General features: G+C 73.5%; 11 protein-coding genes. 4 read left to right on the top strand and 7 right to left on the bottom strand.

The annotated features are described in order from the left end of the window. Position 1 precedes the first annotated feature (1 nt). Complete coding sequence (metG, locus tag L1785_RS02990) at positions 2-1,723, bottom strand: methionine--tRNA ligase (RefSeq protein ID WP_236087650.1); 1,722 nt, start codon at positions 1,721-1,723, stop codon at positions 2-4. Positions 1,724-1,888: 165 nt separating this feature from the next. Beyond that, positions 1,889-3,121 carry a PQQ-dependent sugar dehydrogenase gene (locus L1785_RS02985; RefSeq protein WP_236087649.1) on the bottom strand — a complete coding sequence of 411 codons (1,233 nt, stop codon included), beginning with the start codon at positions 3,119-3,121 and terminating at the stop codon, positions 1,889-1,891. Positions 3,122-3,199: 78 nt separating this feature from the next. Here L1785_RS02985 and L1785_RS02980 point away from each other — a divergent pair, with 78 nt between their 5' ends. Then, positions 3,200-3,799, top strand: a complete 600-nt coding sequence (locus L1785_RS02980) for an isochorismatase family protein (RefSeq protein WP_236087648.1) — start codon at positions 3,200-3,202, stop codon at positions 3,797-3,799. 79 nt (positions 3,800-3,878) lie between these two features. Here L1785_RS02980 and L1785_RS02975 read toward each other — a convergent pair whose 3' ends face one another. Beyond that, positions 3,879-5,588 (bottom strand): dolichyl-phosphate-mannose--protein mannosyltransferase, encoded by a 1,710-nt coding sequence (locus tag L1785_RS02975; RefSeq protein ID WP_236087647.1) that lies wholly within the window; start codon positions 5,586-5,588, stop codon positions 3,879-3,881. A 33-nt stretch (positions 5,589-5,621) separates the two neighbouring features. On the opposite strand from L1785_RS02975, the gene rsmI reads away from it, so the two are divergent. Then, positions 5,622-6,539 (top strand): 16S rRNA (cytidine(1402)-2'-O)-methyltransferase, encoded by a 918-nt coding sequence (gene rsmI, locus L1785_RS02970; protein WP_236087646.1) that lies wholly within the window; start codon positions 5,622-5,624, stop codon positions 6,537-6,539. A gap of 12 nt (positions 6,540-6,551) precedes the next feature. Here the strand turns inward: rsmI and L1785_RS02965 are convergent, their stop codons facing one another. Both L1785_RS02965 and L1785_RS23120 read right to left on the bottom strand, forming a co-directional pair. Beyond that, a complete protein-coding gene (locus tag L1785_RS02965) occupies positions 6,552-8,111 on the bottom strand; it encodes a beta-N-acetylhexosaminidase (protein WP_236087645.1) in 1,560 nt (519 codons plus the stop codon). A 44-nt stretch (positions 8,112-8,155) separates the two neighbouring features. Beyond that, positions 8,156-9,805, bottom strand: a complete 1,650-nt coding sequence (locus tag L1785_RS23120; RefSeq protein ID WP_236087644.1) for a hypothetical protein — start codon at positions 9,803-9,805, stop codon at positions 8,156-8,158. A gap of 230 nt (positions 9,806-10,035) precedes the next feature. Here L1785_RS23120 and L1785_RS23115 point away from each other — a divergent pair, with 230 nt between their 5' ends. Continuing rightward, on the top strand, positions 10,036-10,983 hold the full coding sequence (locus L1785_RS23115; RefSeq protein WP_236087643.1) for a diguanylate cyclase domain-containing protein: 948 nt from the start codon (positions 10,036-10,038) through the stop codon (positions 10,981-10,983). Between the two features lie 22 nt (positions 10,984-11,005). Here L1785_RS23115 and L1785_RS02950 read toward each other — a convergent pair whose 3' ends face one another. Together L1785_RS02950 and L1785_RS02945 are read right to left on the bottom strand one after the other, a co-directional pair. Continuing rightward, positions 11,006-11,830 carry a GAP family protein gene (locus L1785_RS02950; RefSeq protein ID WP_236087642.1) on the bottom strand — a complete coding sequence of 275 codons (825 nt, stop codon included), beginning with the start codon at positions 11,828-11,830 and terminating at the stop codon, positions 11,006-11,008. A gap of 71 nt (positions 11,831-11,901) precedes the next feature. Next, the gene (locus tag L1785_RS02945) at positions 11,902-12,063 is read right to left on the bottom strand and encodes a hypothetical protein (RefSeq protein ID WP_236087641.1); all 162 of its coding nucleotides are present in this window, start codon (positions 12,061-12,063) and stop codon (positions 11,902-11,904) included. 19 nt (positions 12,064-12,082) lie between these two features. On the opposite strand from L1785_RS02945, the gene L1785_RS02940 reads away from it, so the two are divergent. Beyond that, positions 12,083-12,547 (top strand): NADPH-dependent F420 reductase, encoded by a 465-nt coding sequence (locus L1785_RS02940; RefSeq protein WP_236087640.1) that lies wholly within the window; start codon positions 12,083-12,085, stop codon positions 12,545-12,547. Positions 12,548-12,567: the final 20 nt, after the last annotated feature.

The following is a 12,567-nucleotide window of genomic DNA, read 5'->3' as shown; positions in this document are numbered from 1 at the left end:
GTCAGGCGCTCTCAACGCCGCCGAAGCGCTCCCGGAACGCCGCCACGTCGTCGTCCGTGAGCTTCGCGAACAGGACCGGCGGGACCGTGAGACCGGCGCCCGGCACGACCTTGTCGAGCGCGATGGCGTCCTCGGGCGTGACCCACGTCGCGGTGTCGTCCGGAAGCGCGAACACCCCGCGCAACGTCGCAGAGGTGTCCGGCACGAACGGCTCGGACACGATCGCGTACACGCGGATGAGGTTCATCGCGGTGCGCAGCGACAGCGCGGCCGCCTCCGGGTCCGTCTTGACCTGCTTCCACGGCTCCTTCTCGACCAGGTACGCGTTCCCGGCCGCCCACAGGGCCCGCAGCGCGTTCGCCGCCTTGCGGTACTCCAGGGCGTCCAGGTGCGTCTCCAGCTCCGCGACGAGGCGGGCCACCTCGTCGCCCAGGCGCGCCTCGGCCTCGCCAGGGACGCCGCCCGCCGGGACCGTGTCACCGAACTTCTTCGCCGAGAACGTGAGGACCCGGTTGACGAAGTTGCCGAGCGTGTCCGCGAGGTCCTTGTTCACGGTGCCCGCGAAGTGCTCCCACGTGAACGACGAGTCGTCCGACTCGGGTGCGTTCGCGACCAGGAAGTACCGCCAGTAGTCGCTCGGCAGGACCTCGAGCGCCGCGTCGGTGAAGATCCCGCGCTTCTGCGACGTGGAGAACTTGCCGCCGTAGTACGTCAGCCACGAGAAGCCCTTGACGTAGTCCGTCATCGTCCACGGCTCGCGCACGCCGAGCTGGGTGGCCGGGAACATCACGGTGTGGAACGGGACGTTGTCCTTCGCCATGAACTGCGTGTACCGCACGTCCTCGGCCTCGTACCACCAGGACTTCCAGTCACGGGTCTCGCCGGCGGGAGCGGCGTCCGCCCACTCCTTCGTCGCGGCGATGTACTCGATCGGCGCATCGAACCACACATAGAAGACCTTGCCCTCGGCCGCGAGGTCGGGCCAGGTGTCCGCCGGGACGGGGACGCCCCACTCCAGGTCACGGGTGATCGCACGGTCCTGCAGGCCTTCGGTGAGCCACTTGCGGGCGATCGACGTCGAGAGCAGCGGCCAGTCCTTGCCGTTCTCGTCGATCCACGCCTCGACCTCGCCCTGCAGCTTCGACTGCAGGAGGAACAGGTGCTTCGTCTCCCGGACCTCGAGGTCCGTGGAGCCGCTGATCGCCGAGCGAGGCTCGATCAGGTCGGTCGGGTCGAGCACGCGCGTGCAGTTCTCGCACTGGTCACCGCGAGCCTTGTCGTAGCCGCAGTAGGGGCAGGTGCCCTCGACGTAGCGGTCCGGCAGGAAGCGGCCGTCGGCCGGCGAGTACACCTGGCGGATCGCCCGCTCCTCGATGAAGCCGTGCTCGTTCAGGCGGCGCGCGAAGTGCTGCGTGAGCGTGGCGTTCTGCGGCGACGAGCTGCGGCCGAAGAAGTCGAACGACAGGCCGAACCCGTCGTAGATCGCCTTCTGCGTCTCGTGTGCCTGCGCGCAGAACTCCGCGACCGGCAGCCCGGCCGCTGCCGCCGCGAGCTCGGCCGGCGTGCCGTGCTCGTCCGTGGCGCAGATGTACAGCACGTCGTGACCCCGCTGGCGCAGGTAGCGCGAGTAGACGTCCGCGGGAAGCATCGACCCGACCATGTTCCCCAGGTGCTTGATGCCGTTGATATACGGAAGCGCACTGGTGACAAGGTGTCGAGCCATCGCGGGATGCTCCAATTCTTCGGGGGTTGCGGGCCGGTCGAGGCCTCGAACCATCCTAGAGGCACCGCCCGCGACGCCCGGCGGTTATCCACAGCCTCAGCAGGCCGCGAGCCGGTCTGCCGGCATCTTCGGTTGATCGGCGTCGCCAGCCCTGCCCGACGGCGGTCACCCCGCCGGCAGCACCGTCACCCGCAGGAGGCGGTCATCGCCCTCGCGGGGGTCGCCCCGCCCGTCGGTGTTGCCCGTCAGCACGTACAGCTCACCCGGCCCGGCGACCAGCACGGCGCGCAGCCGTCCGTACTCCCCCGCCAGCAGCTCCTGCGGCTGCCCGAACCCCGGCGACGTCCCGGCCGCGACCTCGTCCGGCGTGCCGAGCAGCGGCACCCGCCAGAGCCGCTCGCCCCGCAGGCCCGCCAGGTAGACGGCCTCGTCGGTGACGGCCAGGCCCGAGGGTGACGCGTCCGTCGTCGGCCACCACGCGACCGGGTCCACGAACCCCGTGGAGGCGCCACCGGGCCCCTCCACCTCGGGCCAGCCGTAGTTCGCCCCCGGCTTGATGACGTTGAGCTCGTCGAGGGTGTTCTGCCCGAACTCGCTCGCGAACATCCGCCCCGACGCGTCCCAGCCGAGCCCCTGGACGTTTCGGTGGCCGAGCGACCACACGGGCGAGGCCGGGTCAGGGTTGCCGGGCGCGGGCTCGCCGTCGCGCGTGACGCGCAGGATCTTGCCGGCGAGCGACCCGGGGTCCTGGGCGGCGTCCCGCAGGCCGGCGTCGCCCGTCGAGACGTACAGGTACCCGTCGGGGCCGAGGGCGAGGCGTCCGCCGTCGTGGTTCGCGGCCGCCGGGATCCCGGACACGACCACGGTCAGCGGCCCGAGCACGGCCCCGTCGAGCGTCCCGCGCAGCACCGCGTTGTCGTCGGCTCCCGTGCGGTAGACGAAGACCTCCCCCTCCGGTGCGACGACCACCCCGAGGAGCCCCGCCTCGCTCCGCGGGCGCGTCTCGGCCGCGAGCCGCTCCGCCCCGGGCCCGGTCACGTCGAGGACCTGCCCCGACGCCGGCTCGACGACGACGAGGCGCGCCTCGTCGCGCAGGCTCACCAGCAGCCGCCCGTCGGCGAGCGGGGCCAGCCCCCACGGCACGGGCAGCCCGTCGGCCACGGTCGCAGCCGTCGCCTCGACGGCTCCGTCCCAGATGTCCGACGCCGGTGGCCCACCTCCCGCGGTCACGTCACCGCCGCCGGTCGTGGCGGGAGGCGACGGCGACACCACCCCCGGCCCCTGCGAGGGGGAGCACCCGGCGAGGAACCCCACGGCGAGCACCCCGGTGACGACTGCGCCGACCAGGGCCGGCGACCGGCGTCGGACAGGTGCGACCGCAGGACGTCTGAGCCTCATCCCGCCCATACAACACCGGCGACGCCCTCCGCGGGAGGGCGCCGCACCCCCGGAGGCGGAGGTGGCAGAGTGGGGACCATGAGCGAGGACCTCACGGAGCGCCCCGCCGGGCGGGCCCTGATCGTGGTGGACGTGCAGCCCACCTTCTGCGAAGGGGGCGAGCTCGGCGTCGACGGCGGCAACGAGATCGCGGAGCGCGTCGCGGCGTACGTGGCGGCGCACCGCGACCGGTACACCACGGTGATCACCACCCAGGACTGGCACATCGACCCAGGCCCGCACTTCAGCGACCATCCCGACTTCGTGGACAGCTGGCCGCCGCACGGCATCGCCGGCTCGCCGAACGCCGAGCTGCACCCCGCGCTCGCGGGCCTCGCCGCCGACCACGCCGTGAAGAAGGGCCAGTACTCGCACGGGTACTCGGGCTTCGACGGCGCCGACGACTCCGGCCGCACGCTGGAGACGCTCCTGCGCGAGGAGGGCGTCAAGGACGTCGACGTCGTGGGACTGGTCGAGTCGCACTGCGTGAAGCACACCGCGCTCGACGCGCGCCGCATCGGCCTCGGCGCCCGCGTGCTCAGTGACCTGACGATCCCGGTGTCGCCCGAGCAGGGCGTCGTGGCACGCGAGGAGCTGAACGCGGCGGGCGTGGCCCTGCTCGACTCGTCGGCGCTCTGAGCGGGCGGACCGCCACCGACGCACAACGAGGAGCACGAGCCGGAGGTGCGCTACATGTGTGGCAGCCTCCGACGGAGGGTTAGATCCAGCTCGGCAGCAGCATCAGCCGGTGCCAGTACTCGTACGGCACCGGCATCGCGGTCCAGATCGGGTAGTAGAGCACGCTCACGCCGACGATCAGCAGCACGACGACGAAGATCGTCAGGACGGCGCCCGTCCGTCCCGGCCGTCGCTCGGTGTGCTCGAGCCACACGGTGAACAGGTAGACCAGCGCCAGGATCACGAACGGCGTGAACACGATCGAGTAGAACGTGAAGATCGTGCGATCGCCGAAGGGCGCCGAGTAGGCGAACCAGGGCAGCCAGCCCGCGGCGATGCCGACGAGGACGGCGGTTCCGCGCCAGTCGCGCAGCTGCACCACCAGCCCGATCACCACGGGGATCGCGAGCGCGGCGAGCCACCACAGCAGCGGGTTGTCGAGCGACGTCACGGCGCTCGCGCAGTCGCCGGTGGAGTCGGCGGGACAGAAGCCCTGACCGGGCGCGTTCTTCTCCCAGAAGAACGACGTGGGCCGCCACTGCACGATCCACCCGATCGGGTGTGACCTGTACGAGTGCTCGGAGTTCAAGCCCACGTGGAAGTTCCACATGGTGACGTGGTACTCCCACAGCGACCGCCCGGCCGCCCAGATGCCGTCCGTCCAGGACGGGAACCACGAGGGCGCGGCCACCGCGTTCACCTCGGCCCAGTCCCGCATGTAGCCGCCACGCGTGGCGAACCACCCGGCCCAGGACGCGACGTACACGGCCACCACGGTGGGCAGCATGACGATCACGGCCGGCAGTCCGTCCGCCACGAGGCCGTCCTCCCACCAACGCCGGATCCCGGCAGCACGCCGTGCCGCCAGGTCCCAGATCACGGTGAGCAGGCCGAACGCCGCCACGAAGTACAGACCCGACCACTTGACACCACAGGCCAGGCCGAGCGACACCGCCGCGGCGAGGCGCCACCAGCGGAAGCCGAGCGGCGGTCCGTACAGGCCGACGACGCCGCCCGCCTCCACGACCTGCGCGACCCGGTCGGCGAGCCGCCGTCGCGCCCACTCGCGGTCCATGAGAAGGCAGCCGAACGCGACGAGGACCCAGAACATGAGGAACTGGTCGAGCAGGCCCGTGCGCGAGTGCACGATGGCCTCGCCGTCGACCGCCATCAGGAGGCCCGCGACCAGCCCCATCGCGGTAGATGCGAACAGGCGCCGCGCGATGCGGATGACGAGGAAGACGGCGGCGATACCGATCAGCGCGCTCGCGAGCCGCCACGACGTCGGATCGGTCGCGCCGCCCATGAGCCGCATCCCGAGCGCGATCATCCACTTGCCGACCGGCGGGTGCACCACGTACTCGGGCGAGTCGAGGTAGGTGTCCACGTTCCCGGCCTCGAAGGCGGGGTTCGGGTTCTCGGGCCAGGCGGCCTCGTAGCCGAGGCGCAGGAAGGAGTAGCCCTCCTTGACGTAGTACGTCTCGTCGAAGACCAGCTTGCCGGGCCGCGCCAGCTCGTACAGGCGCACGACGGCGGCGAGCGCCGTGATGAGGAGCGCGCCGAAGACGCCCGTGAACCGGTCGCGCGCGGTCGTGCCGAGCGTGAGGCGCCGCGCACCGAGGAGCCCGCGCAGCAGTCCGTCGCGCGTCGGCGGGATCACGTCCGCGGGCGCGGGGGCATCGCCCTGCGGCGTGGCGCGCACGGCATACGGGTCGGTCGTGGAGCTCAGTGCGGCGTCAGGCTGAGACACCGGGCCAGCATAGGGCGTGGGACCCTGAGTTCCATGACCGACTTCTCCCAGGTTCCGCCCGAGGCGACCGACGCAGGCCCCTCACGTTCGGCGGAAGCCGAGGGCACCCGGGCGAGGACCGAGGCCGGGGCGCTGGTGCTCGCCGCGACCCCGATCGGGAACGCCGAGGACGCGTCGCCGCGGCTGCGGCGGCTGCTCGCGGAGGCCGACGTCGTGGCGGCCGAGGACACCCGGCGGCTGCACGCGCTGGCGGCGCGGCTCGGCGTGCCGGTCGGCGGGCGGGTCGTGAGCTTTCACGAGCACAACGAGGCGGCGCGGGCCGACGAGCTGCTCGACGTCGTCGCGGCCGGCGGCACCGTCGTCGTCGTGACGGACGCCGGCATGCCGAGCGTGTCGGACCCGGGCTTCCGGGCGGTGGGCCGCGCGGTAGAGCGGGGGCTGCGCGTCACCGCCGCACCGGGACCGAGCGCCGTGCTCACCGCGCTGGCGCTGTCCGGGCTTCCCACGGACCGGTTCACCTTCGAGGGCTTCCTGCCGCGCAAGCCCGGGGACCGGTCTCGGGCACTCGCGGCGCTCGCCGCGGAGCCGCGGACGATGGTCTTCTTCGAGGCGCCGCACCGGATCGCGGCAACCCTGACGGACATGGCCGCCGCGTTCGGCGAAGACCGGCCGGCGGCAGTGTGCCGCGAGCTCACCAAGACCTACGAGGAGGTGCTGCGCGGCAGCCTCGCCGACCTCGCCGCCCGGGCCGACGAGGACGCTCTGCGAGGCGAGATCTGCGTCGTCGTGGGCGGCGCTCCGGCGTCGGCGGCCACGGTCGAGGACGTCGTCGGCGAGGTGCTCGCGCGCGTCGGCGCCGGGGAACGGCTCAAGGAGGCGGTGGCGTCCGTCGCGGAGGCCGCGGGCGTGCCGAAGCGCGACCTGTACGCGGCGGCGCTGGCTGCCCGCTGAGCCGTCAGCGGGTTACCAGTCGACCTGCGGCGTCGGGTGGTACGCGAGGCCGTCGCGGCGCCACGCCCCCGCCTCGGTGGCCACGCGGGACCGGAACGACTCCCAGTCCTTCGCCGCGGGCACCGACCAGCCGGCCTCCGCGACCGCCGGTAGCCGCGGGAGCAGCATCGAGAACAGCTGGTCACGCGTGGCGAGCGTCTCCGTCCACACGCAGGCGGACACGCCCTCGAGCGCGGCCTCCGGCAGGCCGGGGATCACCTCGGCGGGCTCCCAGTCGTAGGAGTCGCGGAGCTCGACGAACCCGGCCCACTCGATGCCCAGCTCGTGCCCCGGCGCGTACTTCATGTCGAGGTAGCAGGACGTCGCGGGCGAGAGCACGAACCGCGCCCCGGCCTCTGCGGCCCGCACGAACACCGCGCTGTCGGGCCGCGTGTCCCAGTACTGGAGCACGGTGCCGGGAAGCACCCGCATCACTTCGGGCTCGACCGGCTCGGGCTTCGGCGCGACCGCGTGGTCGTGCGAGCCGGTCTGCGCGCCGCCCGCCTCCTGCCAGCCCACGGGGATCTTGCCCGCGGCCCTGATGATCTCCTGGCACAGCTTGATGAACCCGGCATACTCGGCGCCCTCCATGGTGAGCACCTCGTCCGCGCCGAAGTGCACCCACGGGCCGTCCGTCATGCGCGCGACATCGGTCAGCACGTCCCGCAGGAACGGCTCCGTGGCGGGCAGGTCCAGGTGCAGGCGGGAGAAGCCGACCTCGATGCCCTCGTAGGCGTCCGTCGGCGTGCCGTCGGGCGTGAGCTCGCCGTACGCGTGGGTCGCCGCGTTGACGTGGCCCGGCACGTCGATCTCCGGGATCACCGTGACGAACCGCTCCGCCGCGTACTCCTGCAGGGCGCGGAACTCCTCGACGGTGAGGTAGCCGCCCGGGGCGCCGTCCACCGCCGTCTGCGAGGACCGCGCCACCAGCTCCGGCCGTGACGGGATCTCCAGGCGCCAGCCCTGGTCGTCCGACAGGTGCAGGTGCAGGCGGTTCATCTTGTACGACGCCACCAGGTCCACGACGGCCCGCAGGTCCGCCGGGCCGAAGAAGTGGCGCACCACGTCGAGGGACAGCCCCCGCCAGCCGTAGCGCGGCTCGTCCTGCACGACGACGGGGCGCACCGCGGGTGCACCGTCCTGAGCCGGGCCCTCCACGAGCCGGACGAGGGTCCGCACGCCGTGCAGCAGCCCGACGCGTTCCGGCGCCGTGACGGCGACGGCCCCGTCCGCGGCGCGCAGCGTGTACCGCTCCGGGTGGTCGGACCCGGCCGGGCCCGACGCAGGGTCGAGAGTCAGGGTCAGGGTCGTGGGGCCGGCGAGCGCTCCGGCGTCAGTCACAGTGGTGACCGCGCCCACGACCGTGACCCCGGCGGGGACGAGGAGCTCTGCGGCGAGCGCCGCGAGGCGCTCGTCCGGCGCGACGACGACGACGTCGGCGAGCGGGACCGGGGTGCCATCGCCCTGCTCGACGGCGAGCGGGGCGGGGATGACGGCATGCGTCACGGAGCTGGTTCCGAGGTCGGTGGTCACGTGTCTCGCTTCCTGAGGTTCGGTTGGGCGCGAGCCGGCGGTGCTCACGGGACGGCGACGAGGTCGGGGGCGGCGGGTTCGGCGGGGAGGAGCGAGACGGCGTCGTCGGGCAGCGACGACGGCGCCGCCCAGCCGAGGCGGACGCCGTCGGGCAGGCCGGTGGTGACGTCGGACCATGTGGCCGGCGTCGTCGCGAGGCCGGCCGTGCCGCGTGCCGCGAGGAAGACCGTCGCGACCTGGGCGGTCGACGTCAGCCCCGCGCGGTTCACCACCGACGACGCCGTGGACTGGTACACCACGAGCATCGACTGCGGGAGGGCGTTCTCGGCGACCACACCAGAAAGGTAGTCGACCACCGCCTGCACCTCGGAGACGTCCACGACGCCCGCGCTGCGGGCACCATTCCCCGCCCGGCGCTGCTCGGGATGCAGGACGACGCCCACGCCCGGCTGGGCGAGCAACGTCTCCAGCTCCTTCACCTCTTCGACGAGGGGGCGGTTGCCCGGTGCGACGTCGAGCAGGACGAGCCGGCCGGCCGCGCGGGCGGCGTCGATCGCGGGCTGCAGCGCAGCGGCCGGCTGCTCGGTCACGTAGTCCCCGTCCGCCCCCGCCGACGGCGAGCGCACGGCCGCGGCGAGCTCGATCGCCGCGACGACCGGCGCCGCCGGGTCCGGCGACGTGAACGGGGCGGCGTTCTCGCCGGCCAGGGCGACCGTCTCGTCGGGGCTCTCGGCGGCCGCGCCGTCGCCCCTCAGCGGGACGGTGTACGGCGTCGCGACGTAGCGGGCGGGGAACAACCGCTGCGAGCCCGTCGGGAGCATGTGCCCCGTCTCCGCCGCGGCGACGCGCCACCCGAAGTCCTCGGCCGAGCCGAACCCCGCGCCGACCGCCACGACGCCGAGGGCCTTGGCGTCCGCGAGCATGTCGACCGCCTCCGCGGACGCGCCGGGGTCCCCGCCCGCGACCCGGAACGGGACCGCACCGGCAGCCGTCACCGTGCCGATCGCCGCCTCCTGCCCCGGCTGCGGGTCCACGAGGGCGAGCACCTCGGTCAGCAGCTCGGGCTCGCCGCGGTCCGGGAGCTGTGCGCGCAGGTCGGCGAGGTCACCGGCGTCGAGCTGGGCCGGGTCGGGCAGCGGGGCTGCGGCAGGGTCGGCGTTGCCCGACGCCGGCCCGCCCGCTTCCGTGACACCCGTGGCGGCCTCGGCTACGGCCTCGAGCGACTCGCCCTCGAAGACGACCACGGTGGCACCGGCGTTCCCGGCCACCTCGTTCGCAGCGGCCTCGGCGCCGTCGCCCACCACGACCAGCGTCTCGGTGCCGAGGCGCCGCAGCTCGCCGGCCAGGCCGCGCCCGGAGATCCCGCCGCCCGAGAGCAGGGCGGGGGCGGCGATGGCGACGGAGACCGCGGCGGCGGTCGCACGCGCGGAGCCGTCTGCGGCGTCGGCCAGCACCGCGACGCGTGACGCTTCGAAGAACATCTGGCTCGCCGTCAGGGCGAGCTCGGCGGGGTCCTCGGAGTCGAGCACCACCGTGTGGGTAGGCAGATCGTTGACCCGGACCTCCTGGGCCACCGGGGCGGTCCCCTCGGCGGTCCCCACGGCACAGCCACCGAGGACCAGGAGTCCGGCGACCAGGACGGTCGCCGACAGCGCCACCGACTTCAGGAGGAATCGGGCGTTCCGGAGATCCACGGGTGACATCCTCCCGCATCCGCGCAAGGACATGAAACGCGCAGGTCAGGACGCGTACCGGGGACCGCAGAACGGGTGGGCCCCGAAGCGCCGGTGCAGAGACGCCCGCGGGCCGATCCGGGTCGCCAGAAGGCCGCACGGTGACCTCTGGGTGAACAACAAGCGAAATCTGCCCAAGCAGAACGCTTCGATCGGAAATGTCGGACACGACCGGGCGCACACTTCGTGACGTGCACGACGAACTCGCACAAGTTGCCCAGCACACGGCGGCCCGCGGCCGCCAGCTCGCCGGAGTGGTCGCCGACCTGGCCCGGCCGGTGCTCGTCGTCGGCTCCTTGATGCCCGTCGGCGAGCTGGAGGTGATGTTCCGCAGCCCCGAGCTCGCGTGTGTCGCGGTCCAGGAAGAGGAGGGCCAGAACCGGCTCGGCCTCGTCACCCGCGCCCACTTCACGGGCGCGTTGACGGGACGGCTCGGCTACGGGCGGGCCGTGCTCGAGCGCCGGCCCGTCACGGTCGTCACGGACTGGTCCCCCCTCGTCGTCGACGCCCAGGCCTCCGTGGCCGACGTGGCGACGCGGTCGATGGAGCGCGTCGGCGAGCACCGGTACGACGACGTCCTCGTCCACGGGACGCGCTGGGCCAGCGCGAGCACGGCCGACCTGATGCGCGCCCTCGTGGGTGCCCTCGCGCAGCGCTCGACGCACGACCCGCTGACCCTGCTGCAGATCCGGTCCACCACGTGGCACTCCCTGACCCGCCGGTGCGCGCTCGTCGGCAACGGCAGGACCCGGGTGGCGATCGTCCTCCTCGACGTCCGCGGCATGGCCGACCTCAACGCCCGGTACGGGCAGGCCGTGGGCGACTCCGTCCTGGCCGAGCTCGCCGCCCGCCTCACCGCCACCCTGCCCCAGGGCTGCGAGGCCGGGCGCGTCGACGGCAACAGGTTCGCCGTGCTGGCGACCATCCCGCCCGCGGACGACATCCAGGCGGCCGCCACCGCCGACTGGCTGCGCCGGCACCTCGTCGACAGCCTCGCCCAGCCGTCCGGCGACGTCCCGCCGTCGGCGTGGCCGACGCTCCACTCGTCCGTCGTGTGGTCCGTCACGGGCGCCGCCGACCCCGACGAGATGGTGCGCGAGGCGGAGGCCCGGCTCAAGCAGACGCCCGCGCGGATCTGAGCCCCCGCCTCCGGGCGCGCCGTCAGGGGATCCGGACCGTGACGTTCTGGAGGCCGGTCCCCAGCCCGAGGTTTCCCACGGCGTCGAGCGTCAGCAGCACGCCCAGGACGGCGAGGACCCAGCCGGTCATCTCCTCGGCGTTCCTGGTCAGCCAGCCGTCGAGCCGGCGCAGCAGCGGGTCCACGGCCCGGGCCGCTCCGATCCGGGCGACCAGGAGCACGACCGCCGGCAGGATCATCACCAGGCAGTATCCGGCGAGGACCGCCACCGACGTCGTGGCGGAGAGCCCGGAGGACGCGAGGATCCCGATGGCCGCCAGGTACGGCAGCATCGTCGCCACCTCGAGCGACGCCGCGCCGATCGCGAGGCCGACGAGCGGGAGCACCGACCCAGGCAGCGTGCCGGTCCCGGAACCCCTGCCGGCCGCCGTGCTGCTCTCGATGCCGAGCGCTCGCTCGCGCCAGCGGGACAGCCGGCCAGGCCTGCCCTGGACGGCCCGTTGCTGCCGGCGGGCCTCGGTCCGCTTGCGGTCGAACCGGAAGCTGACCGCGAACAGGGCCACGCCCACGACGAGCTGGACCACGTAGGCCGGCCGGCTCTCGAGCGCGTCGCCGAAGCGGTCGAGCAGCAGGTCCGCGCCGAGCATCACCGCGACGCCCACGCCGAGGTAGAAGGCCGCGACCGTGCCGAGGTACGCCAGCATCCGGCCCGCCTGGGGACGGCCGGGCGCCATGAGCAGCCACACCGGGACGAGCAGCGTGCCGAAGCTCGTCGAGTCGACGAGCGCGAGGACTGCAAGCGTCCCGAGCAGCGCGGCCGTCCCCAGATCACCCGTCGCAAGATCCATCCGGCAAGCGTGCCAGACGGGTCCTGGCCGGTCCCTACCGGCGCACCAGCATGTTCGCGTCGAGACGCAGGTCAGGCCGCTGGGCCTGCCGCGTCGGCACCGACGTCGGCGTCGGCCTCCCCCGTCCGGGCCGCGCCGCTCAGGAAGCGACCGTCGGGGTCGAGGTTCCGCACGACCCCGCCCAGGGCACCGGCCACCACCGCCAGCTCCTCCGGCGTGAGCTCGTCGATCACGAGTCCGCGGACGTGCGCGATGTGGCCGCCGGTCGTCGTCGTGCTCGCCGTCCCCTACCCGGCCCTCGACGGGCTGGCCGCGATCTACGGCGACCAGCTGACGGGCAAGGTCGTCGTCGACGTCAGCAACCCGGTCGACTTCGCCACCTTCGACAGCCTCACCGTCTCGCCCGACTCGTCGGCCACCGCCGAGCTGGCCGCGAGGCTGCCCGGCGCGCGGGTCGTCAAGGCCTTCAACACCAACTTCGCCGGGACGCTCGCCAGCGGCGAGACCGGCGGCGTCCCCGTGACGGTCCTCGTGGCCGGCGACGACGCGGACGCGAAGAAGTCCCTCATCGAGGTCGTGACCGCCGGCGGCGTCCAGGCGGGCGACGCAGGCAGCCTGAAGCGCGCCCGCGAGCTCGAGGCCGTGGGCTTCCTGCAGATGGTGCTCGCCGTGCAGGAGACGGTCGGCTGGGGCGGCGGCTTCGCCGTCCGCCCGTGATGGCGAGGTAGAACGGAACG

Origin of the sequence: Antribacter soli, assembly GCF_021568775.1 — a bacterium.
Taxonomy (GTDB): Bacteria; Actinomycetota; Actinomycetes; order Actinomycetales; family Cellulomonadaceae; genus Antribacter; species Antribacter soli.
This window is presented reverse-complemented; position numbering and strand designations above follow the sequence as displayed.